At 63.0% G+C, this 23,532-nt stretch carries 24 protein-coding genes, 2 tRNA genes and 1 riboswitch; of the genes, 13 read left to right on the forward strand and 13 right to left on the reverse strand.

Annotated features, from left to right (window positions below):
• Positions 1 to 8: 8 nt before the first annotated feature.
• Complete coding sequence (locus tag VNK82_06020; GenBank protein HXE90505.1) at positions 9 to 395, reverse strand: hypothetical protein; 387 nt, start codon at positions 393 to 395, stop codon at positions 9 to 11.
• The gene (locus VNK82_06025; GenBank protein ID HXE90506.1) at positions 392 to 982 is read right to left on the reverse strand and encodes a sigma-70 family RNA polymerase sigma factor; all 591 of its coding nucleotides are present in this window, start codon (positions 980 to 982) and stop codon (positions 392 to 394) included. The genes VNK82_06020 and VNK82_06025 overlap by 4 nt, the downstream gene beginning before the upstream one ends.
• 1 nt (position 983) lies before the next feature.
• Here VNK82_06025 and VNK82_06030 point away from each other — a divergent pair, with 1 nt between their 5' ends.
• The 5 genes from VNK82_06030 to VNK82_06050 all read left to right on the forward strand — a co-directional run bounded on the left by VNK82_06030 (position 984) and on the right by VNK82_06050 (position 5,664).
• Positions 984 to 1,532, forward strand: coding sequence for an AI-2E family transporter (locus tag VNK82_06030; protein ID HXE90507.1), 549 nt, complete (start codon positions 984 to 986; stop codon positions 1,530 to 1,532).
• A gap of 101 nt (positions 1,533 to 1,633) precedes the next feature.
• Positions 1,634 to 2,380 carry a YebC/PmpR family DNA-binding transcriptional regulator gene (locus tag VNK82_06035; protein HXE90508.1) on the forward strand — a complete coding sequence of 249 codons (747 nt, stop codon included), beginning with the start codon at positions 1,634 to 1,636 and terminating at the stop codon, positions 2,378 to 2,380.
• A 96-nt stretch (positions 2,381 to 2,476) separates the two neighbouring features.
• Complete coding sequence (locus VNK82_06040; protein ID HXE90509.1) at positions 2,477 to 3,055, forward strand: acyloxyacyl hydrolase; 579 nt, start codon at positions 2,477 to 2,479, stop codon at positions 3,053 to 3,055.
• 84 nt (positions 3,056 to 3,139) lie between these two features.
• Entirely contained in the window at positions 3,140 to 4,618 is a 1,479-nt protein-coding gene (gene ftcD / locus VNK82_06045) for a glutamate formimidoyltransferase (GenBank protein HXE90510.1), read from the forward strand.
• Between the two features lie 110 nt (positions 4,619 to 4,728).
• Positions 4,729 to 5,664: a hypothetical protein gene (locus tag VNK82_06050; GenBank protein HXE90511.1), complete on the forward strand. Its 936-nt coding sequence runs from the start codon at positions 4,729 to 4,731 to the stop codon at positions 5,662 to 5,664.
• Positions 5,665 to 5,746: 82 nt separating this feature from the next.
• Here VNK82_06050 and VNK82_06055 read toward each other — a convergent pair whose 3' ends face one another.
• The 3 genes from VNK82_06055 to VNK82_06065 form a co-directional block, all read right to left on the reverse strand.
• The gene (locus VNK82_06055; protein ID HXE90512.1) at positions 5,747 to 6,175 is read right to left on the reverse strand and encodes an ArsI/CadI family heavy metal resistance metalloenzyme; all 429 of its coding nucleotides are present in this window, start codon (positions 6,173 to 6,175) and stop codon (positions 5,747 to 5,749) included.
• A gap of 75 nt (positions 6,176 to 6,250) precedes the next feature.
• Positions 6,251 to 7,093, reverse strand: a complete 843-nt coding sequence (gene arsM / locus VNK82_06060; protein ID HXE90513.1) for an arsenite methyltransferase — start codon at positions 7,091 to 7,093, stop codon at positions 6,251 to 6,253.
• A 59-nt stretch (positions 7,094 to 7,152) separates the two neighbouring features.
• Complete coding sequence (locus tag VNK82_06065; GenBank protein HXE90514.1) at positions 7,153 to 7,452, reverse strand: metalloregulator ArsR/SmtB family transcription factor; 300 nt, start codon at positions 7,450 to 7,452, stop codon at positions 7,153 to 7,155.
• 135 nt (positions 7,453 to 7,587) lie between these two features.
• On the opposite strand from VNK82_06065, the gene VNK82_06070 reads away from it, so the two are divergent.
• Positions 7,588 to 8,202: a sulfite oxidase-like oxidoreductase gene (locus tag VNK82_06070; protein HXE90515.1), complete on the forward strand. Its 615-nt coding sequence runs from the start codon at positions 7,588 to 7,590 to the stop codon at positions 8,200 to 8,202.
• A gap of 108 nt (positions 8,203 to 8,310) precedes the next feature.
• On the opposite strand, the gene VNK82_06075 is transcribed toward VNK82_06070, so the two are convergent.
• The 5 genes from VNK82_06075 to VNK82_06095 form a co-directional block, all read right to left on the reverse strand.
• Positions 8,311 to 8,928 carry an SPOR domain-containing protein gene (locus tag VNK82_06075; GenBank protein HXE90516.1) on the reverse strand — a complete coding sequence of 206 codons (618 nt, stop codon included), beginning with the start codon at positions 8,926 to 8,928 and terminating at the stop codon, positions 8,311 to 8,313.
• Positions 8,929 to 9,028: 100 nt separating this feature from the next.
• Positions 9,029 to 9,790, reverse strand: coding sequence for a slipin family protein (locus VNK82_06080; protein ID HXE90517.1), 762 nt, complete (start codon positions 9,788 to 9,790; stop codon positions 9,029 to 9,031).
• 70 nt (positions 9,791 to 9,860) lie between these two features.
• A complete protein-coding gene (locus VNK82_06085) occupies positions 9,861 to 11,159 on the reverse strand; it encodes a nodulation protein NfeD (GenBank protein HXE90518.1) in 1,299 nt (432 codons plus the stop codon).
• Positions 11,160 to 11,179: 20 nt separating this feature from the next.
• Positions 11,180 to 12,763 carry a tetratricopeptide repeat protein gene (locus VNK82_06090; protein HXE90519.1) on the reverse strand — a complete coding sequence of 528 codons (1,584 nt, stop codon included), beginning with the start codon at positions 12,761 to 12,763 and terminating at the stop codon, positions 11,180 to 11,182.
• Positions 12,764 to 12,855: 92 nt separating this feature from the next.
• Positions 12,856 to 13,623 (reverse strand): hypothetical protein, encoded by a 768-nt coding sequence (locus VNK82_06095; protein HXE90520.1) that lies wholly within the window; start codon positions 13,621 to 13,623, stop codon positions 12,856 to 12,858.
• Positions 13,624 to 13,732: 109 nt separating this feature from the next.
• On the opposite strand from VNK82_06095, the gene VNK82_06100 reads away from it, so the two are divergent.
• Together VNK82_06100 and VNK82_06105 are read left to right on the forward strand one after the other, a co-directional pair.
• Complete coding sequence (locus VNK82_06100; GenBank protein ID HXE90521.1) at positions 13,733 to 14,140, forward strand: hypothetical protein; 408 nt, start codon at positions 13,733 to 13,735, stop codon at positions 14,138 to 14,140.
• A gap of 377 nt (positions 14,141 to 14,517) precedes the next feature.
• Positions 14,518 to 14,592: transfer RNA gene (locus tag VNK82_06105), tRNA-Gly, on the forward strand.
• Here VNK82_06105 and VNK82_06110 read toward each other — a convergent pair.
• Together VNK82_06110 and VNK82_06115 are read right to left on the reverse strand one after the other, a co-directional pair.
• Positions 14,571 to 15,248: a DUF5677 domain-containing protein gene (locus tag VNK82_06110; GenBank protein HXE90522.1), complete on the reverse strand. Its 678-nt coding sequence runs from the start codon at positions 15,246 to 15,248 to the stop codon at positions 14,571 to 14,573. The two genes, VNK82_06105 and VNK82_06110, sit on opposite strands and share 22 nt — an antisense overlap.
• A 162-nt stretch (positions 15,249 to 15,410) precedes the next feature.
• Positions 15,411 to 15,632 carry a helix-turn-helix transcriptional regulator gene (locus VNK82_06115; GenBank protein ID HXE90523.1) on the reverse strand — a complete coding sequence of 74 codons (222 nt, stop codon included), beginning with the start codon at positions 15,630 to 15,632 and terminating at the stop codon, positions 15,411 to 15,413.
• A gap of 400 nt (positions 15,633 to 16,032) precedes the next feature.
• On the opposite strand from VNK82_06115, the gene VNK82_06120 reads away from it, so the two are divergent.
• The 5 genes from VNK82_06120 (at position 16,033) to metH (ending at position 23,215) form a co-directional block, all read left to right on the forward strand.
• Entirely contained in the window at positions 16,033 to 17,604 is a 1,572-nt protein-coding gene (locus tag VNK82_06120; protein ID HXE90524.1) for a UbiD family decarboxylase, read from the forward strand.
• A gap of 111 nt (positions 17,605 to 17,715) precedes the next feature.
• On the forward strand, positions 17,716 to 17,865 hold the full coding sequence (locus VNK82_06125) for a hypothetical protein (GenBank protein HXE90525.1): 150 nt from the start codon (positions 17,716 to 17,718) through the stop codon (positions 17,863 to 17,865).
• 720 nt (positions 17,866 to 18,585) lie between these two features.
• Complete coding sequence (gene nuoI, locus VNK82_06130; GenBank protein HXE90526.1) at positions 18,586 to 19,065, forward strand: NADH-quinone oxidoreductase subunit NuoI; 480 nt, start codon at positions 18,586 to 18,588, stop codon at positions 19,063 to 19,065.
• A gap of 76 nt (positions 19,066 to 19,141) precedes the next feature.
• Positions 19,142 to 19,263, forward strand: a riboswitch (SAM-I-IV-variant riboswitch).
• 96 nt (positions 19,264 to 19,359) lie between these two features.
• The gene (locus tag VNK82_06135) at positions 19,360 to 19,692 is read left to right on the forward strand and encodes a four helix bundle protein (protein ID HXE90527.1); all 333 of its coding nucleotides are present in this window, start codon (positions 19,360 to 19,362) and stop codon (positions 19,690 to 19,692) included.
• Between the two features lie 64 nt (positions 19,693 to 19,756).
• On the forward strand, positions 19,757 to 23,215 hold the full coding sequence (metH, locus tag VNK82_06140; GenBank protein HXE90528.1) for a methionine synthase: 3,459 nt from the start codon (positions 19,757 to 19,759) through the stop codon (positions 23,213 to 23,215).
• A gap of 146 nt (positions 23,216 to 23,361) precedes the next feature.
• Here metH and VNK82_06145 read toward each other — a convergent pair.
• Positions 23,362 to 23,451: transfer RNA gene (locus VNK82_06145), tRNA-Ser, on the reverse strand.
• Positions 23,452 to 23,532 lie beyond the last annotated feature (81 nt).

Consider the following 23,532-nt stretch of genomic DNA (forward strand, 5'->3'; position numbering starts at 1 on the left):
CTGTTTGACTACGGTTTTGCATCCTGGGACTGCGCCGATCGTTCCATTTCCTGGGCCAGCAGCAGTGCCGGGTCCAGGGCCTTGGGCACCGGACGTCGGGTGGCATTCTCCACGCGCAGCAGCAGGTCGTGGTCGGGGTCATATGCCACTCCGCGCGGCATGGGCGGCTGCGAACCGGTGACCATCAGCGCGGCCAGCGTCACCACGGCCAGGGCTCCGGCCCAGGCCAAACGCAGGGAAGAGGAGCGCTCGTGCTGTGCGATGCCGTCCGCGATACAGACCCGCTGGCGGAACCAATACGCCTCCGGCCGCTCGCCCTGCTCACGCACCGATGCGGCAAAGGCCGCCAGCGCGGTGGCCATGCGCTCATCGTGGGATAGTTCGGATTCCCTCACGTCTGCCTCCTTTCACCCAGGCGCAGCCGCACCGCGGCCAGCGCACGCGACAGATGCACCTTGACCGTACCGACCTCGAGGTCCATGGCCTGGGCGATCTCATTCAGCGTCATCTCTTCCGCGTAGCGAAGGACGAAGATGGCCCGCTGCCGCGGGGAGAGCGTTGCCACCACTTGCCAGACGGCCGCCGCCTCCTGCCGTGCCGACGCTTGCTGCTCGGGCGATGGCTCGTGGGCTGCTACCGCTCGTTCCACCCTGTGCAATTCTTCCCGGTCGCGATGGAACAACCGCCGCCAGAACGCCACCCGTGGACTGCGGCGCTGCTCGTGGGCCAGATTCAGGGCGATGCGCACCAGCCATGTCCCTACTGCCGCCTCGCCGCGGAAGCTGCCTCGCTTGCGGTAGGCACGCAGGAAGCATTCCTGGGTAAGGGTGTCGGCCTCGTCCGGATCGCGCAGCAGTGCGAGCAGGATGCGATAGATACGCTGCTGATGCTGCCGGACGATGGCGTCGAACTCCTCCGGCGCAATGCCTTGCGCCACCCGCGCCAGCCCCGCCGTTGTCAGCGCCCTCTCCAAGATGGCCACGATGCTTCCGTCACTGCTATTGGACGGATTGACGCTCCGAGGGGTTTACAACCGGAGCACAATAAGGAGTACCACGGTGAACGAGTTCGAACAGCACGTGCGCACTGCCGCCACTGGCCTGTGGCGTTGGTTCGTAGCCCAGACCCTGGACGCGGTCTTGGTTGGCCTGCTGTGGCTGGCCGGACTCCTGGCTCTGGGTGTGCCTTGGGCGCCGCTGTGGGCGGTGCTGGCCGCAGTACTCCAGTACATTCCGCATCTCGGCCCGGTACTCGGACTGATCGGCCCGGCGCTGGCGGCCGGCTGGAGTTCCGGCTGGGAAGGGGCGGCCCACGTCCTGATTCTCTATGCCGGTATCGTCGTCGTAGACGGCCTGCTGCTTCAGCCCTACCTGCTCAAGCGTACGGCCAGGGTGCCCATCTGGGCCTCGATTCTCGCGCCCATTGTTCTGGGCATCCTGATTCCCTTCTGGGGAGTGCTGCTGGCGCCGCCGCTGCTGGCTGTGGTCTATACGTTTCGGTCAAGAGCCAGGCAAGGACAACCGCTGCGGTGACGGCCATTTCGCGCGTGTTATAATCGCAGTTTGTCTGCACGGATAGCAGCGCGTCTGCCATTCTTCCCGCGCTGGTCCAGTCCTTCAAGATCGAGGTCCTCATGTCCGGCCATTCCAAATGGGCCACAATTAAGCACAAGAAGAGCGCGGCGGACGCCCGGCGCGGCAAGATCTTTACCCGCCTGATTCGCGAGATCACCATGGCGGCCAAGTCGGGCGGCGACCCGGACAAGAACCCGCGCCTGCGCACCGCCATCGCCGCCGCCAAGGCGGAGAACATGCCGGCGGACAACATCAAGCGCGCCATCCAGCGCGGCACCGGCGAATTGCCCGGCGCCGTCTATGAGGAGTTCCAGCTCGAAGGCTACGGCCCAGGCGGCGTCGCCATCCTGGCGGAAATCTCTTCCGACAACCGTAACCGCACGGTAAGCGAGATCCGGCATGTCTTCAGCAAGAACGGCGGCAACATGAGCGAAGCCGGTTCCGTGGCCTGGATGTTCCACAAGAAGGGCTACATCGTTGTGCCCAAGTCAGCGGCTTCGGAAGATGAGCTGATGAACATCATCCTGGAAGCGGGCGGAGAAGACCTGCGCGACGACGGCTCCAACTGGGAAGTGATTACCGACCCCGCAAGCTACGAGGCCGTGCTCGAAGCGGTGAAAAAGGCGGGGCTCGAAGTGGCCGTGTCGGAGATCGCCATGCTGCCGCAGAACTACGTCAAGCTCGAGGGCGCCGCGGCCCAGCAGATGATCCGTCTGGTCGAAGCGCTGGAGGAGCACGACGACGTCCAGCACGTCTACTCCAACTTCGACGTGGACGAAACCCAGCTCGAACAGGTTGCGAGCTGACTTTCCTGCCGCTGCTTCCCGCGCCGCACCACAACAATCACTCGCCTGTTGCGCCGTGTGCTGCTAGAGTACTGCGACTATATCCCGGAACGTCCCATGAAACCACTCATCTGCCTCTGCCTGCTGCTCGCCGGTACCCTCGCTCTCGCTCAAGACGCTTCCTTGGCTCTGGCTACCAAAGGCACCTGGGAGCTCGGACCCTGGGTCGGGGGCGGCACCAGCGTCCCCGGCGGCGTGGAGGATACGGGCTTTTTCAACGCCGGCTTCCGCGTGGGCCGCGTTATGACCGGCCAACGCGGCCCCGGCTTCCTGCGCGGCAATCTGGAAATTGTGGGTGAATTTATTCCCGCTTACGTGGTGTTCCAGCGCACCACTGTCTACGGCTTTGGCCTTACGCCGGGCCTCTTCAAGTGGAACTTCACCAGCAAGCGCCGCGTCGTCCCCTATTTCGAAGCCGGTGGAGGCCTTCTGTTCACGCGCACCTCGGTCCCAGAGTTCACCAGCACCGTGAACTTCACCCCCCAGGCCGCCTTCGGCCTTCAGTTCTTCACCCGCGAAAAGCGCGCCTGGAGCGTGGCCGCTCGTTACGTCCACATCTCCAACGCCGGCCTGGAGTCGCCCAACCCGGGTATCAACAGCGTCCAGTTCACCCTGGGCTACTCTTGGTTCAAGTAGCCGCGCGCCTGTACCTCGAAGCCGCGCGCTAGCCCTCCAGGGCCGGGGTTGCGGCGCCCTGCCTGCACCGCTATGCTTGGGTCCATGTCGACGCTGGTCGAGTGCGTGCCCAACTTCTCCGAAGGCCGCGACCGGGCCAAGGTGGATGCCATTGTCGAAGCCATGAAAACACCCGGCGTCTACCTGCTCGATCGCGAGATGGACGCCGACCATAACCGCTGTGTCATCACCCTGGTGGGCGAGCGCGATGCCATCGCGGAGGCCGCCATCCGCGGCGTGGGCAAGGCGGCCGAACTCATCGACCTGAACCAGCATCGCGGCGAGCATCCCCGCCTGGGCGCAGCGGACGTGGTGCCGTTCATCCCCATCGAGGGTGTGTCCCTGGAGGACTGCGTTGCCCTCGCGCGCCACGTGGGCCAGGAAATCTGGAAGCGTTATCAAATCCCTGTGTATCTCTACGAAGCCGCCGCGACTACTCCTGAACGCGTCAATCTGGAGAACATCCGTCGTGGGCAATTCGAAGGGGTGCGCGAGGAGATTGCAACCAACCCCGCCCGCCGCCCCGACTTCGGCGAGCCGCGCCTGCATCCCACCGCCGGCGCCACCGTGGTAGGAGCCCGCAAGTTCCTCATTGCCTACAACATCTACCTCAATACTTCGGACGTCGAGGTGGCGAAGAAAGTTGCCAAGGCAGTGCGCTTCTCCAGCGGCGGCCTGCGCTATGTGAAGGCGGCGGGATTCCTGGTACGCAACCTGGCCCAGGTGTCCATGAACCTTACCGACTTCGAGCAGACGCCCATTGCGCGCGTATTCGAATTCGTGCGCCGCGAAGCCGCTCGTTACGGCGTCCTGCCGGTCTCCAGCGAAATCGTCGGCCTCATCCCCAAGCGGGCGCTGGAGAATGCCGCCGAATGGTTCCTGCAGATCGGCAACTTCGATTCCTTTCTCATCCTGGAAAACCGTTTGAACGCAGTGATGGGAGGCAAGCTGGCGGTCGGAGGCCTGCGCGCCGGAGTCGAGCCCTTCGTCGAGCAACTCGCCGCGCCCACGGCTACGCCCGGCGGGGGAAGCGCCGCCGCCGCGGCCGGAGCCATGGCCGCGGCCCTCGCCCACATGGTCGCCGCCATGTCCCGCGGCAAGAAGGCCAACGCGCAGCATGAGGCCCGCCTCAGCGACGCCATCGCCCGTCTCGGCCGCCTGCGCGAGGAACTCAAAGCCGCCATCGACGCCGACGCCGACTCCTACAACCAGGTGAGGAAGGCTTACCAGGCGGCCAAGTCCGCTTCCAACGGCGATGCGCTGATCGTTCCGGCACTCAAGGGCGCTACCAACGTTCCACTCGAAGTCGCTCGCCGGGCAAGGGAAGTGGCCGGTCTCGTCTCCGAACTAGGCCCAATCACCAATCCCAACATGGCGTCGGACCTGACCACCGCCGCTGCGCTGGCTCGCGCCGCCCTTGAAGGCGCGCTGGCCAACGTGGAGATCAATTTGCAGTCTCTGGCGGAGAAGGACGCTGCCTTCACTGCCGAGACCCGGCAAGCGATGGCGTCTCTGCGCTCCTGACGCTTCGCGGATGGCTTCCCAGCACCCCGAAGGACACTGGGCAAGCATGAACCGATGATTACCACTGCGGGCAACCGTATGTGCCCCGAAACGCCTCTATAATGGGCATCATGCGAAAGTTGGCTGCTGGTCTCGTTCTGATCGTTCTCGCGGCGCCCGCCTGGGCGGCATCCCTGGGCACAGCGTCCCGCAGCGTTATCCCCGCGCAAGTGCAGCAGATCATCTCGGTGGACTACCGCAAGGTAGGCGCTTCGGCCTCAGCCCTGGCCCTCAAGGAGCGCGCCCTGCCGCAGGAACTCAAGCAGTTCGAGACCACCCTGCGCAAGGTCGGCATCGACCCTGACCGCGATCTGGACCAGTTGACCTTCGCCAGCTTCCGCGTCCCGGAGAAGGGGACACGCCTGCTGGGCATCGCTCAGGGACAGTTCGCTTTGAAGCAGGTGCAGCAGCGCATGCGCCGGCAGAAGATCACACCCCAGAAGTACCGTGCCACCGACATCTATCCCATGGGCGAAGCGGTGCGCATGGCGCTGCTCGATGACTCCACTATGGTCTTTGGCGAGTTATCCGCAGTGCACACCGCGCTCGATACCTTTTTCGGCGAAGGCGAGAGCCTGAACAGCAATCCCCAGGTCGCGGACATGATGACGGCGGTGGAGAGCGGTGCGCTGTGGAGCGTGTTGGATCCGGCCGGCACCCAGTTCATGCTGCGGTCGTCGCTCGGCGAGGCGGCCCGGCTGGCCGATTTTGAGACCGTCAAAAAGCGCCTCCAAGGCTCCCGCTACCGCATGGACTTCGACAGCGGCATCGACTTCGATCTGGACATCATCACCTCCGACAATTTCACCGCCGCCACCCTCTCCTCGCTCATCCAGGCGGGCGTCCTCTACCGCAAGATGAACTCCAGTGGCGCTGACAAGGAGATCCTCGACGAACTCAAGGTGAGCTCCGACGGAGGCAACGTCCGCATGCGCTTCCACACCGACGACAAGCGCTTTCAGGCCCTGATTCAATCGGATCTGTTCGCCGCCGCCGTTCGCCGCTAGCGCCTGCTGTTAACGTAAGAGGCCCGGTGCTCCGGGCCTTTGCTTTTCAGCCACGAACCGCCGACCACTAGCCACTGCTCCTTCAGACGCAGCACGCCTTCTGGAACTCCTTGCCGACGTCCTTCGCATCGCTGGCCTCCTCCGCATCGCCCTTGAAGACGTAGACCTCCCAGCGGTAGCCGGAGGGATCCGTCGCCCAGATCTTGTCCTGCACCGCGTAGCAGCACGTCGTGTTCATCTCGTCCGTGGTCTTGATCCCGGCCTCGGAGAGGCGGCGCTTGTATTCCAGTACTTCCGCCGTCGAATCCACGCGGATGCCCAGGTGGCTCAGGCCCTGCAGGCAACAGTGCTCTTTCTCCTGCATGGTCAGGTTGACGGCCGGTGCGGCCAGATCGAACTTGGCGTACCCCGGCTTCAGCTTGGTGGGCTGAGCGCCGAACAGCGCCGTGTAGAACCTCACCGACTTGTCCAGGTTTACAACGTCCAGCGAAACGTGCAGCTTGTTTTCCATGCTCATCTCCTTTGTGTATCGACTACCATCAATGTACGCGTGCAAACAAAACTCCCAGTCCTCGAGAGGTCCAAGTCAGCTTGTCTTGAGTTTGCGGCCGTGCATTCTCGCCGAGACCACGGCGGAGGCAGCCTCCCGCAGAGCCGCGCGTCCGAAACGCTGCTCGACTGCGATCGCTTCTGCTCCGTGTGCTAGGGCGCCGAGCAGCTCCTGCCCGCTGGTGATTTGCGGCAGGGAAAGCTCGCGGAAGCCGGCTTGGAAGGCCAAGCTCAGATAATCTCCCAGCAGGCTTGCCCCGGCGATGCAGCCCACGTAGGCGTTGATGTCGGCGGCGATGGATTCGGGCAGCGGCCTCAGCAGCACGATGTCGCTAATAGCGAACTGCCCTCCGGGCTTCAGGACCCGGTACAACTCGCGGAATACAGCCGGCTTGTCCGTGCTCAGATTGATGACGCAATTGCTGATGGCGAGATCGACGCTGCCGTCCTCCACCGGCAAGCGCTCGATGTAGCCTTTGCGAAACTCCACGTTGTCGGCGCCCAGGCGGCGGGCGTTTTCCCGCGCCAGGTTCAACATGTCGTCGGTCATGTCCACGCCGATGACCCGCCCGCCCGGCCCCACTTGCTTCGCCGAGAGAAACGCATCGAACCCGGCGCCGCTGCCCAGATCGAGCACCGTCATCCCCGGCTGGATCGCGGCCAGCGCCAAGGGGTTGCCGCATCCCAGCCCCAGGTTGGCGCTGCCCGCCGCTGCCAGATCCTCAGCCGAGTATCCGATGGCCGTCGGCTCGGCCGTGGGCGAACATCCACAACCGCTCTTTTCGCGCGCGATGTTCCCATAGCGTGCGCGTACTGCTTCTACCAGGAGGTCTCTCTCCTGGGCGGTTGCCGCGCCGCTGACGTCTTTCACCGTACCCATGGTTGTTCTCCTTTTACTGACCACTGGCCACTGGCCACGGACCGCTGGCCACTGGCCTTTCACAGTTCTTCTGCCAGCGCCTCGGCAAATTCTTTGAGCGCTTTTTCGTTGCGCCGGTACCACATCCACTGCCCGAACTTTTCAGCTTCCACCAGACCCGCCTTGCGCAATACCGACATGTGGTGAGACACGGTCGGCTGCGAAAGACCTACTTTCTGCTCGATGTCGCAGGCGCACATCCCAAAGGGCTTGCCGATCGAACAGCAACCCTTTTCCTTGAGTGCCTTGAGGATTTTCCGCCGAGTGGGGTCGGCCAGCACGTCCAGCACTTCTCCCACCTTGGTCGTCTTGGTCGTCATATCGACATCCATCTATACAGCATACATTGATGCATGTCAATGTCGAAGGTTGCGAAAAAGTTTGTCTACCCGTTTCTCGGTCGCAACCCTTCCCCGTCTGCCGCATCTCATCGCTACTGGAAGGCGAGGGAAGCCATGCTTTTGGAAGGCGATGAGCGCAAGCAACGGGAGCGGAAAATGCGCGACGAAGGCCGCCTGCCGCCCGGCCAGGCCTTGACCCTGAAGTGGCCCGTGCTGCACTACGGCTCCATCCCTCGCTTCGATGCGGCGCGCTGGGACTTCTGCATGCGCGGGCTGGTTGAGAGCGAAGTCCGGCTGACATGGGAGGAGTTCAACCGCCTGCCGCGCACGCGCTCCACCAGCGACTTCCACTGTGTGACCCGCTGGAGCCGCTTTGACAATGTGTGGGAGGGCGTCGCCTTTCGAGAAGTCCTCAACCTGGTGCGCCTCAAGCCTCGCGCCGCCTACGTCCTGGTCCACGCCGAGCAGGGCTATACCGCCAATGTTCCGCTCGCCGACCTCGACCGCGAGGGCGTCCTGTTTGCCACCCACCATGACGGTCGGCCGCTCACGCCCGAGCACGGCTATCCCCTGCGCCTCATCGTGCCCCATCTCTACGCCTGGAAATCGGTGAAGTGGGTGCGCGGCCTGGAGTTCCTCGACCACGACCAGCCCGGCTTCTGGGAGCAGAACGGCTACCACATGTACGGCGACCCGTTCCGCGAACAGCGCTTCGACAGCGACCTGTAATGGTAGCGCCGGCGTCCTCGCCGGCTGGCGCGCGGGCATCTTGCCCGCGTTCGAACCCAGAAACAAAAACCCCTCCGCACTGGGAGGGGTTGTCCGACTCGACTCAGCCTACTTCTTTACGATTGCTTTGTACCCGTCGTGCCGCAGGCGGTCCTGCATCATGGTGGCCTCGTTGCGCGTGGGATACGGACCCACCTGCACGCGATAGTAGCGGTCGCCGGGCGCGTTCATCACGAACACCGGGTAGTTCTTGCGGTGCAGCGCCTTCACCATGGCATCGGCGTCATCGCGCTTGGTCAATGCGGCAACCTGGACCACGAAACCGGCGGGCATCTTGGGTGTCGTGACCGTCGGAGACTTGGGCGTCTCCACTGCGGGCTTCGTTTCTTCAGGCTTGGCGAGCGCCGGTTGCGCGTCCTTCTGCTCCACGGCCTTATAGAAGGTCAGGTCCTGCGGAGCCGCGCCGCAATCGCTTCCTGTGCACTCGTTGGCTGCGGAAGGCTTGGTGGCGCTGTTGGCGTCGGGCGTTGTCGGTATCGTCACTGCCGAGGCATCAATCGTCGCCGCCTGGGCTGTGCCCGTGCTCCGTCCCAGCGTGTAGCCGAAGCCGAAGAACAACGCGCACACCAGCACCAAGGCGAAAAAGATCCCCAGCAAACGTCCGGTTCCGAGCGTGGTTTCCGGGACTTCTTCGGTTTCCGTCAGCAAGTTCTCGGTCAGTTCCATGCGCCCCATCTTAGGACAAACGCGCGCCGTCTGGAGCGGGCGGAACCTCGTTAGTTATTAGAAAGTAATCCCCTTGGCCCGGACAGCCTGCCGGCTTCGCCTAGCTTTTCTGCGCCTTTTCGATGAGCTTGGTCAGCCCGCTGACGATGTCCACCGGCAGCGGGAAGACGATGGTGGTGTTCTTCTCCACGCCGATCTCGGTCAGCGTTTGCAGGTAGCGGAGCTGCAGCGTGATGGGCTCGGTGGCCAGCACTTTGGCGGCGTCCGCCAGCCGCTGCGAGGCCGAATACTCGCCTTCGGCATGGATGATCTTCGACCGTTTCTCGCGCTCCGCCTCCGCCTGCTTGGCCATGGCGCGCAGCATCGTTTCCGGCAGGTCCACCTGCTTCACCTCGACGTTGACCACCTTCACGCCCCAGGGCGCGGTGTGCTGGTCCAGGATCGACTGGATGCGCAGGTTGAGCTTTTCCCGGTGGGCCAGCAGCTCGTCCAGTTCCACTTCGCCGAGCACGGAGCGCAGCGTCGTCTGTGCGAACTGCGACGTCTGGTAGAGGTAGTTCGAGACCTGGAGCACGGCGTTGTTGGCGTCCACGACCTTCAGGAACACCACCGCGTTCACCTTCAGGGTGACGTTGTCGCGCGTGATGATGTCCTGCGGCGGAACGTCGAACGCCTCCTGGCGAAGCGACACCCGCACCATCTGGTCGATGGGCCAGAAAACGAAGAACAGACCCGGCCCTTTCGGCTGTTTGAGCACTTTGCCCAGGCGGAAGATCACGCCCCGTTCATAGTCCCGCAGGATCTTGATGCAGGTGATGAAGTACACGACCAGAATCAGGATCGGGATGCCGAGAGAACCCATGACAGACCTCCAAGAGGATTGCGTTCGGATGATATAGGAACCGGCCGTGACCGCGCGAACCTGCCGGTGTTCAGGCGGAGGATGCGTGGCTGCCTTGCGATGCGCTCGCCCCCGGTGCCGGCTCCACTTCCAGCACCAGTCCTTCGACCTTGCGGACCCGCACCGCTTCTCCCACCGCTACCGCCGTCGAAGAAACCGCGTTCCACAGCTCGCCTTGGACAAACACTTTGCCGCTCGGCGCCAGAGGCGTCCGCACGATGCCTACGGCTCCCACCAGGGTTTCCGGTCCCACGGCCGTCTTGGCCATCTGGGCGCGGAAGGCGAGCGTCATCAGAAACACGGAGATTACGCCCATAGGGACCGCCACCGCGAGCGCGGTCCATAACCGTACCCGCATCTCCGGGATGGGTGCATCGATCAGCATCAGCCCGCCCAGCACCATGCACAGCACGCCGCCCGCACCCAGCACGCCGTGGCTGGTGAACTTGGCTTCCAGCGCGAACAGCACGAATGCGGCCACGATCAGCAGCAGGGCGGCGTAACGTGTGGGCAGGATGTTGAAGGCGAACAGCGCCAGCAGCACGCAGATCACACCCACCACGCCCGGCAGGATGGCTCCCGGATTGTTGAACTCCGCGTACAGCGCCAGCATCCCCAGCGAGAACAGCAGGTAGGCCACGTTGGGATCCATGATGTAGGCCAGGATCCTCTGCCGCAGCGTCATCTCGAACGGCCGCACCGGATCGCCTTTCAGCTCCAGCGTGATGGTGCTGCCATCGAAGCGCCGGATCGGCTTCCCGCTCAGTTGCTCGAGCAGGCTCTGCTCGTTGTCCGCCACATAGTCGATCAAGCCTTCCTTCAGCGCTTCCTGTTCGGTGAACGACTTGGACTCCCGCACCGCGCTCTCCGCCACTTCCACATTCCGTCCTCGCTTGCTCACGTAGGAGCGCATGAAGGCGGCGGCGTCGTTTTCCATCTTCTTTTTCAGGTTCTCGTCGATGTCCTTGCCGCCCATCAGCACCGGATGGGCCGCGCCGGTATTCGTTCCCGGCGCCATGGCAGCCACGTCCGCCGCCTGCAGGATGAAGAACCCGGCCGACGCCGCCCGGCTCCCGCTCGGGGTCACGTAAACCACCACCGGTACCGGCGAGGCCAGCATCCGTTCCACGATCTTGCGCGTCGAGGTGTCCAGGCCGCCGGGCGTCCGCAGCTCGATCAGCAGCGCGTCTGCCTTGCTGGCCTTGGCCTCCTCCAGCGCCCGCTCGATGTATTCCTCGGTGATGGGATGGATGATGTCATCCACCACGATCTTCAGCACGTCGGCCGACGCCATGGCCGGAATCACCAGGGCGGCTACGAGACCAACCAAGAATGCGAACCTGCGAGACGTCATGGCTTCTGCCCCGGCGGCGCTTTCTCCGCCAGTCGTGCGGCCACCGTTCGCTGGAGGGCGGCCGCTTCGGCGTTCTGCGGTTCGATCTGGAGCGCCTTGGCGATGCTCTCTGCGGCGGCTTCCACTCTATTCTCTCTCAGGTCCAGGCGCGCCAGCACCAGGAATGCGTCGGCGCGCTCGGCCAGCCGCAGCGCCGCCCGCGCCTCGGCGCGTGCCCCGCTGATGTTATTCAGCCGTTCCAAAACGGCCGCCAGGCCGGCATGCGCCCCGGCGTTGGTCGGATCGAGCACCACGGCTTCCCGCAGCTCGCCTTCGGCATCCAGCACGAAGCCCTGGTCGTAGAGCGACTGCCCCCGCTCCACGTGGAAGCGCGCGTGCGACATCGCGTCCATCGAAGCCAGCCGCTGCTCGTTGACGTTCTGGATCTGCAGCGCCATCTGCCGGTAGGAGGCCTCGTCGTAATTCAGCTTGATGCGCTCCAGCGGCTGTCGCGCTCCCGCCTGCGGTTTGGCCAGGCCTTCCAGCACGCTCTGGACTTCGCTGTCTTCCGGCGCCAGTTCCAGGGCCCGGCGCAGGGAGCGCTGGGCATCTTCCGGTTCGCCCGCGCGCGCCAGCGCCACTCCCAGGTTGAAGTGGTAATCCGGATCCCGGGGATCGGCTTCCGCCGCCTTGCGGAAGTGCTCCACGGCCGCCTTGGCGTCGCCGCGCCGCGCCGCCATCACCCCCAGGTTGTTGTGCACCTCGGTCAGCGGCAGCCGCGAGGCCAGAAACTCCAGCGCATACTGGGCGCGGTCAAAGTGCCCGAGGTAAAAATAGTCGAGCCCAAGATAGAAGTGCGCTTCCCGGGCGAGCGCGTCGTTCCGCGGGATTCGCGCCAGCCACCCCGCCGAAGCTTGATGGTCGCCGGTCTCGTAGAGCACCTTGCCCAGCGCCAGCATGGCTTCGTAGTAGGCCGGGTTGCGCCGCACCGCCTCCCGGAAGTAGCGGATCTTCTCCTTGGTCTCCGCCGCGATGACTCCGCGGATGTAATTCTCCAGCGCATCCAGCCGCACCGGTGGCGCCAGGGCCACGAAGTCGTTGCGCGACATCAACAGGTTGGGCGTGATCTGCCGCAGCAGGTCCCAGGCCAGCGCGCTCTGCACGTCCAGCAGCTTCACCAGTGGCCCGGACTCCTTCGCTTCTGCGCCCAGCCGCAGGGACTTCACGTCCAGCAGTTGCGCCGTGGCGGTGAACGTCCGCCCGTCGAACGCGTAGCGGCCGAGCACGGCGTAGTCCACATCCATGGCCTGCACGATCTTGTAGACCGTCGCCCGCGAGGGCCGCGCCGCCGCCGGGATCCCCATGCGGTCGAAGGCATACAGACGGTCATCGCGCCCCACCACATAGAGCGTCGCCGAGCCCATCCGCTGCCCCAGCACCTCCGGGAACGCCTCCCCGATCCACTCCAGTCCCGGCGCGCCCGACGCGTTCTCGAACGGCAGGATGACCAGCGTCTTGCCCTGTTGCTGCGCCTGTGCACACACCGCCCCGGGCAGCAGGAAAATGAGAAGGGAAGTAAGGAATCTGCAGAATCGGATCAAGATAGAAGAATTATACCGAGCCGGACTTCACAGAGTGCCAATTGCAAATTCAGGCGCGGATTGCCTTGCAGCATCGAGCAGTGACATTGCGGTCATGGTTCGCCGTATGGTTCATCTGTTGCACGGGCCGGCCGATCGTCCAAGGTCCAACGCACGACACCAGTTTCGTCGCTATAGAAGTTCGCCCGCCCGCTGCTCCCGAATGTTCGCGGCCGGGCGAGCACCGCATACCGCGCCCGGCCCTCGGCCTGCGGACCGGGTACATAAGTGAATAGGTATCCCGAAAAATTGCCTGTGGCCCAGAAAGCGGGCAATCCTTCTCCTTCCAATTCCGCTAGGGTGCGCGGCAGGCGGTGCTGCGGATCCTTGAGCTGGAATTGGTCTAACCAATAAGGCAGTGTTCTGAGGGCAGCAACCGCCCGCTCTTCGTTGCTCGAGCGCAGGGGCGGCCAATCCATGCCCAGGACCTTCCCAATCACCATGATCGAGCCCGCAGCGGCGATGTAGGCCAGCACCACGGCTGCAGCAGACAAGAAACCTGGGTAGCCTCGACGGGCCCTGTGTCCCAGGACCGCGCCCGTCACCGCACCCACGATTCCCGCTAGCGTAGGAATTGCGCTGTAGTAAGCCGCGGTGGCCAGCCAGTAGCCCGCTCGGATCTCAAAGCGGCGGATGCCGTAATCGCCCAGCCAGATCCCGGCAACCATGCACACCACCGCCCCTGCGCTTACCAACAGAGGCAGGATCGGTGTCCTGGTGGTTGGGGCCTGCGAACCGGTGCTCCACATGTTGCGGCGAAATATAGACCAGTTGATCTGCGATTGCCAGCGGCTAGAAAGGTACGAGATCGTACCCACCATCACCCCTTCTTGTGACGGCAATCACCGCCAGTTCTGCTTGGTCGCGGTTTAATAACAATGAGAGCCCGCCCCGGGCGTCCCGCTTCCGGCCGGGCTCGGAGGTGAGGTTATGACAACCGTCCTCAAAACATGTCTCGCAGGCATCGCCATCCTGCTGCTGGCTGCCTCGGTGGCTGCGCAGAAACCAGCGTCCGGACCGGTTCCCGAATACAACCTCAAGGAAGAGGTCAGGCTGCAGGGCACGGTCGAAACCATCAAGGAGTACGAGTGCCCGATCAGCGGCACTGTGGGCACGCACCTGGTGTTCAACGTCGATGGCAAGAAGTACGAGGTTCACGTTGCCCCTCTCAAGTGGCTGGAGGAGTACGGCATCCACCTGAAGCAGGGGGACAGCATCATCCTCATTGGCGTGAAGACCACGTACCGCGATTTGCCCGCCATCCTGGCCCGCGGCATCGAGCGCGAGAACGACGTCTTCTTCTTCCGCGATAAGAAGGGCCGCCCGCTCTGGCGCTGAGCGCGGGACGCTTCCTTGCCGCCTCGGAGGCGCGGCCCCCCCCCGCGCCTCCGTCTTCATTTCCGGTTGTCATGCCGTGAGGACCCGCAAAAGCGGGAAAATGAGGACCGTGCTGCCGCGCTGCAGCGGCACTCTCGTCTGTTCACCTGGAGCGGGAGACGGGGATCGAACCCGCGACATCCAGCTTGGGAAGCTGGCGTTGCTTCCGCTCCCTTGCCGCAATGCTATCACTTCAAAGAGATTAGCGCGTTTGTGTAGTAATAATGCGGCTTTCGCCAGCTTCTACGGCTTACACACAAAACACAGCGCACACACGTTTAGACGCGTTTGCGCCTTTTTTGGACAGTGTGGACAGTGCGTTATACTTGCTCTGACGAGCGGGTGTGGCGCAATGGTAGCGCATCGGCTTCCCAAGCCGAGGGTTGCGGGTTCAAATCCCGTCGCCCGCTCCAGTACCCTTCCCTTCGCGCGCTAGTTGTTTCTTCCAAGCGTTAGTGAATTTCCCCTCGACATCTTCTACAAGCGCGTCGAACTTCTTTCCGCATAGCGCGTTGTAACCCTTTAGTGCTTGCACAAAACTCCCCATTGCCAACATGAGGGCTTCTCCGGCCCAGTGGTCTGATGGCGCAACATCGAAGTCAACGATTGTCTCGTCAGCAGAGACTTCAAGTTGGCTCGAAAGGGCTTGAACATTGGCGTGGTGCATGGAAGACGCTTGCTCGTAATAGGAATGCAGGTCAGCCATGCCAATGTCTTCCGCCATGTTGCGTAGCGGCGTTTTTGACCAAGAATCACGAATCTTGCCTTTTTCCGTTTGATAATTCGGCTTCACTCGCGCGAAGTTGTCCTCAATCTCCTTCACCTTCTTCGGGTCCAGCTTCTTTAGTTCTTCAGGGGCGTGTTCAGTCATCCAGTCAACGGATCGCTTCGCCAACACCCAGTGGAACTCGTAATAGGTGTCGAACACCTCTGGATGTTTTTGGATATATCCGACGATAACCGCGCCTTCGTACATGCTACGAGCGACACGCAATGCGTCGCCACCGTAACCATTGGCGACAAGAACTACGACGGCGCCAAAGGAATTAGCGACCATCTTTGTTAGCAACCGGAGAACCCATTGCTTCTTGTCAGCCGCTGCCTCCGCGAGGATTGCATTGAGGGCCTTTTCGCACTCTGCTGCTGCCGCGAAACAATCGGGAAATTTCTCTGCCGTGGGCTTCCAGTATTCTGGAAAACCAGGAATGAATTCTAATCTCGCCAGTCATGGTCACTCAATAAAGAACGTCACCGGTCTGCCGTACAGGTTCGCAAACGCCGATAGTTCGATAGCGTCCACCCGCCGCTCGCCTGACTCGCATTTTGAAACATAGGATTGCGGCTTTCGCAAGGCGCGTGCCACTGCCGCCTGTGTCAAGCCAGCTTGCTGACGGGCGGTCTTCAGTCGCCGAAGCAGCAAGCTGTAGCGGCGAGTTTCGCTCTGGTTCTTCAAGCTAACTCACCGTACCAACCTGTGCTACAGTATCCCAAACTAGGATATGCCAGTGGGACTAATAGAGCAGTTGGAAGCCCGCGAGCGGGCGATGACAGTGGGCGAAGTAGCCGCCCTGCTCCGTCTCAGCGGCAGCGCGGTTTACCCTCTTGCCGCGACAAACCGCATCCCCTCTTTCAAGATTGGCGCGGCGGTCAGATTTGATCCTGGGGACGTCGCAAACTGGCTTAAGTCAAAAATGGGCAAGAAACCCAGCTTTTCACCTTAGCTTGCTGGCGTTCTACCGCTGAACTACTCCCGCTCGCCCAGCCAGCATAGCATCGGCGCAAGAGAAGGCACAACGCAGTGCTCTGCGCGCCGTTATAATCGTCCGTCCACTTTTCCCGTGAGAGGGTCGGGGTTGGCCTATAACGATCTGCGTGAATGGATGGCAGCGTTGGAGCGCGCGGGAGATCTGAAGCGCGTGCGCGCCGAAGTCGATCCCATCCTGGAGATCACCGAGATCACCGACCGCGTGTCGAAGTCCGGCTACGGCGGCCGGGCGGGGAAGGCGGGCGGGCCGGCGCTGCTGTTCGAGAACGTCAAGGGACATCCGGGCGCGCGGGTGCTCATCAATCAGTTCGGGTCGGCGCGGCGCATGAACCTGGCGCTGGGCGTGGAGTCGCTCGACGAGATCGCGGCGCGCCTGCACGCGTTCCTCGACGTCAAGTCGCCGCAAGGCCTGCTCGACAAAGTGAAGATGCTGCCCATGCTGGCGGAAATGGGCAAGTTCTTCCCCAAAACAATCTCCAGCGGACCATGCAAGGAAGTGGTGAAGAAAAGCGGCTTCTCGCTGCTGGAGTTTCCCGTGCTCAAATGCTGGCCCAAGGACGCCGGACGCTTCATCACGCTGCCCTGCGTCGTGACGCGCGATCCGAAAACAGGGAAGCGCAACGTGGGCTGCTACCGCATGCAGGTCTACGACGAGCGCACCGCCGGCATGCACTGGCAGCGGCAAAAGATCGGGGCCGAGCACTACCGGGAAATGCTGCGCGCGGCGGCCGCGGCCGGCGAAGCGGGCAAGGCCGCAGCTGCGGTGGACATCATGGCGCGCTCAGGCGGCGGCTCCGTCCCGCTGGCCGGCGCCCCGGCGGGGAAGATGGAAGTGGCGGTGGCCATCGGCACCGATCCGGCGCTCACGTTTTCTGCTATTGTCCCGGCGCCGCCGGACGTCGAGGAATATCTCATCGCCGGGTTCCTGCGGCAGGCGCCGGTGGAGCTGGTGAAGTGCGAGACCGTGGACCTGGAGGTTCCGGCCACGGCGGAGATCGTGCTCGAAGGCTACGTCCAGCTCGACGAACTGCGCACCGAAGGCCCCTTCGGCGACCACACGGGTTTTTACTCGCTGGAAGATGAATATCCTGTGTTTCACATTACCTGCATCACGCACCGCAAGGACCCGATTTACGCCACCACCATCGTGGGCAAACCGCCGATGGAAGACGCCTGGATGGGAAAGGCGGTGGAGCGCATCTTCCTGCCGCTGATGAAGCTGACCATCCCCGAGCTGGTGGACATCAACCTGCCGGTGGAAGGCATCTTCCACAACCTGATGCTCGTGTCCATCCGCAAGTCGTACCCGGGGCAGGCGCGCAAGGTGATGAACGCCATCTGGTCGCTGGGCCAGGCGATGTTCACCAAGGTCATCGTGGTGGTGGACGAAGACGTGAACGTGCAGGACCCGGGCGAGGTGGTGCTGAAGGCGCTGAACCATATCGACCCGGAGCGCGACATCCAGTTCACCCTCGGACCGGTAGATTCGCTGGACCACGCTTCGCGCCTGCCCAACTACGGCTCCAAGATGGGCATCGACGCCACGCGCAAGTGGCCCACCGAAGGCTTCACGCGGCCCTGGCCGGACGAGATCGTGATGGATGAGAAGACCAAGCGGCGGGTGGATGAGATGTGGAAAAGCCTGGGGTTAGATTTGTGAACTACGAACTATGAACTGGGAACTGAAAAGCTTTGAGCTGAGAACTGAGAACTGGGGTCTGCGAACTGAGAACTGACAACTGAGAACTGAGAACTGAAAGACGGAGGCATTATGGGCAAACATCTGGGAATCGGGTTGGTGATGGGGTTGATCGTGGGCGTGGCGGCGGGCCAGTCCATGGGCAACATGAAGTTCGGGCTGGTGGTCGGCGTCGTGGCCGGCCTCATCATGGGCGTGGTCATGGGGATGAGAAAGAAGTAAGAAGTTCGAAGCGTCGAAATGTGAGGCGTGGAAGCAGAGAGGCAGGCGGGTTGGCTCATCCTTTCGGTCGTGATTCTCTCTGCGGTTGCCCCACCCTTGTCCCTCCCGGGTTTGGAGGGACAGGGCGCGCGATTCCTTCGCGCAGCGAAGGTGGCATGAGACAAAGCCTCGTTCCACCTTCGGAACGGATTGAGGCCGAGTCGCAGCTCTTGCGTAGGATTATGCTCCTGCTGCCCTGAGCCCAAGACGGAAGCGCTATTAGGGCGAGGACATCTCCACTTCCTCAATCTGTTCGTAGAGACGCAGCTTGCTGCGTCTCTGAGACGTTGCAAGCAACGTCTCTACGCAGTTGTGTTTGGCTCTTCTCGACGGGTCGATCCGCGCTTCCCGCGCAGCTACGCCCTGCGAGGGCGCGCGATTCCTTTGCGCCAACGAATGGTGGGATGAAACAAGATCCTCGTTCCACGTTGGTAGCAGCTCGCTTTTTTTCTTGACAACCCTCACAGGTGTGATATAGCATGTACGTTAGACTTATCACAATGATAAGTCATCTGTTTTGAATATTTTGGCTCTAAGCTCTTTGACATCAATATTTTGCCTGACCCCAATCGGCTAAGTCCTTCTCATGGAGGATTTTGCAGAAAATAGGGGGTGGGGGGTACCCCGTGGCGGGCGGCGCCTCGACAGGGGATTGCGAGGCCGGCGGTTATACTGACAGGCATGGCGGTGATCAAGGACATCGCGGGGATCGCCAAGGGCATGTCGGTCACCCTCAAGGAGATGTTCCAGCCCACGGTGGTGGAGAACTACCCCGACGGCCCCGGGCCGCTGAAGGGAGCGGTGTTCCAGGAACGCTACCGTGGCGTCCACGTGCTGCAGCGGGATGAGAACGGCCTGGAGAAGTGCGTGGCCTGTTTCCTGTGCGCGGCGGCGTGTCCTTCGAACTGCATCTACATCGAGGCGGCGGAGAACACCGCCGAGCGCCGCATTTCCGGCGCCGAGCGCTACGCCGCGGTGTACAACATTGACTACAACCGCTGCATCTTTTGCGGCTACTGCGTGGAGGCGTGCCCGACGGACGCCATCACCCACGGCCATGGGTTCGAGATCGCGAGCTTCGACGCTTCCACTCTGGTCTATCGCAAGGAGCAGCTGCTGGCGCCCATGCCGGCGCTGGCGGAGAAGGCCGAGTCTTCGTAACCGCAGTTCACGCCTTATTCTGCGCCGTTCGCCGCCCGTCGGCTTGCCCGCGCTTGGGGCCGGGTGTTAACTTCTTGGACAGCATCAGGGAGCGACCCGCGCAGGCGGGTCCGGCAACCTGGCCGCGAGACTGCCAAGGTGCCCTGAGCGCAGCAGGCGCTCGATGTGCGGAGAGAACTCCGAAAGAAAAGTCTCGAGAGTGGCCGCCCTGATGTGTGGGCGGCATTTTATTTGCGAACTATGAACTACGAACTGTGAACTATGAACTGTGAACTATGAACGAAAAATGAAGCGTTGAGGCAGCGCACCAAAGCCTTTGCGTTGCGAATCATCAGGCTGGTGCGCAGCCTGCCGAAGACGGATGAAGCGCGCGTGATCGGGCGACAGTTGCTGCGTTCCGGCACTTCGATCGGGGCGAACCATCGGTCGGCGGGACGCGGGCGCTCCCGGGCAGAGTTCGTGGCCAAGCTGGGCGTCGTGCTCGAAGAGGCGGATGAGACGGTGTACTGGCTGGAGCTGCTGGCGGAGAGCGGTATCGTGCCAGCCAAGCGAATGGAGGACATTACGCAGGAGGCCAACGAGTTGGTGCGAATCTTCTCCGCTTCCCGGCGAACGCTGCGGCAGTAAGGTGCCTGTGGGCGCGCATTGTTTGTAAGTTCACAGTTCATAGTTCGCAGTTCATAGATGACTGATGGCTGATTTTCTCCAAACCGTACGCGAGCGCGTGGTGATCTATGACGGCGCCATGGGCACGCAGATCCAGGAGCGCGCGCTCACGGCCGACGACTTCCAGGGCAAGGAGGGCTGTAACGAGCTGCTGGTGCTGAGCCGCCCGGACGTCATCCAGGACATCCATGCGGCGTACTTCACGGCCGGAGCCGATGTTGTGGAAACCGACACGTTCGGGGCGACGCGCATTGTGCTGGCGGAGTATCAGCTTGAGGACCAGGTGCGGGAGATCAACCGGGCAGCGGCGCGGATCGCAAAAGAAGTCGCACGGGACTTCTCCACCAACGGGAAGCCGCGGTTCGTGGCAGGGTCGATAGGGCCGACCACCAAGCTGCCGTCGCTGGGGCACATCGGGTTCGACGAGATGGCCGCGGCCTACACCGAGCAGGCCCTGGGGCTGATTGAGGGCGGCGTGGACGTGCTGCTGATCGAGACCTCGCAGGACCTGTTGCAGGCCAAAGCGGCTCTGGCGGGCGTGTTCGACGCCATGCGGGCGGCAGGAAAGCGCCTGCCGGTGACGGTGCAGGTGACGCTCGAAGCGACCGGCACCATGCTGCTGGGGACGGAGATCGGCGCAGCGCTGACCGCGCTCGAACCCTTTGACGTGGACGTGATCGGGATGAACTGCGCCACCGGGCCGCGCGAGATGAACGACGCGGTGCGCTACCTCTGCCACAACTCCACGCGGCAGGTTTCCGTGCTGCCCAATGCGGGGCTGCCGCAGAACGTGGGCGGGAAAGCCGTCTATTCGCTGACGCCGGAAGAGCTGGCGGAGTTCCACACCCTGTTCGTGAAGGAATACGGCGTGCGCATCGTGGGAGGCTGTTGCGGGACAACGCCGCGGCACATCCGGGCGGTGGCGGAAGCGGTGGCGAACCTGGAGCCGGCAAGGCGGGAGGTGCGGCCCGCGGCGGCGGCGTCGAGCGCGTACACGTCGGTGCCGCTGGACCTCGAACCCAAACCGCTGATCGTGGCCGAGGAAATGAACACGACTACGCGGGTGGAGAGATTCCGCAACCTGGTCCGCGGCGGTCACTATGACGACATCCTGGCGCTGGCCAAGAAGCTCGTGGCCGAGGGCTCGCACATGCTGGACCTTTGCTGCGCCATCGTGGGCGAGGACGAAAAAGGCTACATGACGCGGGTGCTGGAGAAGATCGCTACCCGCGTGCCCGCGCCCGTGCTGGTCGACTCGACCGAAGCCGATGTCATCGAGCAGGCGCTGAAGCGCATTCCCGGGAAGGCGATCATCAATTCCATCAACCTCGAGGACGGAGAGAAGAGGACTTCGCGGGTGCTGCCCATGGCCAAGCGCTACGGCGCGGCGGTGATCGCGCTCACCATCGACGAAGAGGGCATGGCGCTGACGGCGGAGAAGAAGACCGCCATCGCGCGACGCATCTTCGAGCTGGCGACCGGGAAGTACGGCATCCGGCCGGTGGACCTGATTTTCGACGCGTTGACGCTGCCGATTTCCACGGGGCAGGAGGAGTACCGCACGGCGGGGCGGGAGACGCTGGAAGCGGTGCGGCGCATCAAGCACGAGTTGCCCGAGGTGACGACCATCCTGGGCGTCAGCAACATCTCGTTCGGGCTGGACGTGTACGCGCGGCGGGTGTTGAACAGCGTGTTCATGCACGAGGCGGTGAACCACGGACTGGATATCGCGATCGTTAACTATTCCAAGATCTACCCGTTGTACAAGATCCCTGAAGCAGAAGTGGAGATTGCGCGAAAGCTGATTTACTACGACACATCGGCGGGGGATCCGCTGGCCAACTACCTGGCTTACTTCGCCGGGCATCAGAAGACGCAGGAAGTGGCGCCGGTGGACGTGGTGCACCTCGAGGTGGAAGACCGGCTGAAGCACTGCATCATCCATGGCGAGAAGGCGATCGGCGAGGGCGCGGCGCGCCAGACGCTGGAACAGGTGCTGGACGAAGCGCTGAGCAGATACACGCCGCTGGACCTGATTAACAACGTGCTGCTGGACGCCATGCGCACGGTGGGCGACCTGTTCGGGGCGCGCAAGATGCAACTGCCTTCGGTGCTGGATTCGGCCTCGGTGATGAAGCAGGCCGTGGCCTACCTGGAGCCGAAGATGGAGCGCGCCGCCGGGTCGCAGAAGGGAACCATCGTGCTGGCGACGGTGAAGGGCGACGTCCATGACATCGGCAAGAATCTGGTGGACATCATCCTGACGAACAACGGCTACCGGGTGGTGAACCTGGGCATCAAGCAGCCGGCGGACTCGATCATCGCGGCGGCACTGGAGCACCAGGCGGACGCCATCGGGCTCTCCGGGCTGCTGGTGAAGTCCACGGTGGAGATGAAGTACGTGCTGGAGGACCTGGAGCGGCAGAAGCTGGAATTTCCGGTGATCTGCGGGGGCGCGGCCCTGACGCGCAAGTACGTGGAAGACGATCTGCGCCGGGAGTATTCGAACGGCGTGTTCTACGGCGAGGACGCCTTCGGCGGACTGCGCCTGATGGACGACCTGACGGCCAGCGACGGCTCGCGGCAGGCACGCCTGGCCGAGGGACGCACGCGCAAGGAGGCGGCGCGCGCTGCAGTGGCGGTGGCTGAGGCGCCGGCGGAACGCTCGAAGGCCGTGCGCGCGGACGTGGAGATCCCCGCGCCGGCGTTCTTCGGCCGGAAAGTGAGGAAGGACTTTGACCTGAGTGAAGTCTTCCGCTACATCAACGAAACCGCTTTGTTCAAGAACCAGTGGCAGCTGAAGACGGCGTCGGCTGCGGACTATCAGAAGCTGGTGGAAACGAAATACCGGCCCACGCTGGAGAGGCTGCAGCAGGAAGTGATGGCTGCCGGCTGGTTCGAGCCCAAAGCCGTGTATGGCTGGTTTCCGTGCCAGAGCAACGGAAACGACGTGATTCTATATGAGCCGCAGGATGAGCGGAGGGAGCTGTTGCGCTTCACCTTCCCCAGGCAGAAAGAAGGCCGCCGGTTGTCGATTGCGGATTTCTTTGCAGCCCAGGATTCCGGGCGGAAAGATGTCATCGGTGTCTCGGTGGTGACGATCGGCGCGCGTGCGTCGGAGGAATGCCACCGGCTGTTCGAGCACGGCGAGTACACCCGCTATCTCTACCTGCACGGTCTGAGCGTGGAGACGGCGGAAGCGCTGGCCGAGCTGCTGCACAAGCAGATGCGGGCGGAGCTGGGCATCGGGAAGGACGACGCGGAGCGCATCACCGACCTGTTCCACCAGAAGTATCGCGGCTCGCGCTACTCGTTCGGCTACCCGGCGTGTCCGAACCTGGAAGACCAGACCAAGATCTTCGAGCTGCTCGACCCGGAGCACACCATCGGGGTGCGGATGACCTCCGGCTTCCAACTCGAGCCGGAGCAAAGCACGTCAGCCATCGTGGTGCACCATCCGGAGGCCAAGTACTTCGTGGTGTAAGCGCGGAGCTTCTGCGCACCGTGCGGCGTCAGGTCGGGGCGGGGTTTTTTCGTTCGTGGAAATCCGAAACTCCAGCACCCTTGCCAGCCTTCTGGAAGTTGCGCTTGCGGACTTCGTTTACCGCGGAGAAGAGGGAGGAAACTAGCTGGCGGAGAGGGAGAGATTCGAACTCTCGATACCCTTTCGGGTATGTCCGCTTTCGAGGCGGATCGTTTCAACCACTCACGCACCTCTCCGCGTGAAAAGCAGTGGTCCGTGGCCGGGGTCCGTGGCCAGTGACCGTCGAATTTTTGTTGTCCTGCCCTCAGGGTGGTCAT

The organism is Terriglobales bacterium (assembly GCA_035573675.1).
Taxonomy (GTDB): Bacteria; Acidobacteriota; Terriglobia; order Terriglobales; family Acidobacteriaceae; genus DATMAB01.

Excerpts from the sequence above, each read along its gene's own strand:
- VNK82_06030 (HXE90507.1), top strand. The coding sequence starts at position 984 with ATGCTTCCGTCACTGCTATTGGACGGATTGACGCTCCGAGGGGTTTAC.
- VNK82_06035 (HXE90508.1), top strand. The coding sequence starts at position 1,634 with ATGTCCGGCCATTCCAAATGGGCCACAATTAAGCACAAGAAGAGCGCG.
- VNK82_06040 (HXE90509.1), top strand. The coding sequence starts at position 2,477 with ATGAAACCACTCATCTGCCTCTGCCTGCTGCTCGCCGGTACCCTCGCT.
- ftcD (HXE90510.1), top strand. The coding sequence starts at position 3,140 with ATGTCGACGCTGGTCGAGTGCGTGCCCAACTTCTCCGAAGGCCGCGAC.
- VNK82_06050 (HXE90511.1), top strand. The coding sequence starts at position 4,729 with ATGCGAAAGTTGGCTGCTGGTCTCGTTCTGATCGTTCTCGCGGCGCCC.
- VNK82_06055 (HXE90512.1), bottom strand. The coding sequence starts at position 6,175 with ATGGAAAACAAGCTGCACGTTTCGCTGGACGTTGTAAACCTGGACAAG.
- arsM (HXE90513.1), bottom strand. The coding sequence starts at position 7,093 with ATGGGTACGGTGAAAGACGTCAGCGGCGCGGCAACCGCCCAGGAGAGA.
- VNK82_06065 (HXE90514.1), bottom strand. The coding sequence starts at position 7,452 with ATGACGACCAAGACGACCAAGGTGGGAGAAGTGCTGGACGTGCTGGCC.
- VNK82_06070 (HXE90515.1), top strand. The coding sequence starts at position 7,588 with ATGCTTTTGGAAGGCGATGAGCGCAAGCAACGGGAGCGGAAAATGCGC.
- VNK82_06075 (HXE90516.1), bottom strand. The coding sequence starts at position 8,928 with ATGGAACTGACCGAGAACTTGCTGACGGAAACCGAAGAAGTCCCGGAA.
- VNK82_06080 (HXE90517.1), bottom strand. The coding sequence starts at position 9,790 with ATGGGTTCTCTCGGCATCCCGATCCTGATTCTGGTCGTGTACTTCATC.
- VNK82_06095 (HXE90520.1), bottom strand. The coding sequence starts at position 13,623 with ATGGTGGGTACGATCTCGTACCTTTCTAGCCGCTGGCAATCGCAGATC.
- VNK82_06100 (HXE90521.1), top strand. The coding sequence starts at position 13,733 with ATGACAACCGTCCTCAAAACATGTCTCGCAGGCATCGCCATCCTGCTG.
- VNK82_06125 (HXE90525.1), top strand. The coding sequence starts at position 17,716 with ATGGGCAAACATCTGGGAATCGGGTTGGTGATGGGGTTGATCGTGGGC.
- nuoI (HXE90526.1), top strand. The coding sequence starts at position 18,586 with ATGGCGGTGATCAAGGACATCGCGGGGATCGCCAAGGGCATGTCGGTC.
- metH (HXE90528.1), top strand. The coding sequence starts at position 19,757 with ATGGCTGATTTTCTCCAAACCGTACGCGAGCGCGTGGTGATCTATGAC.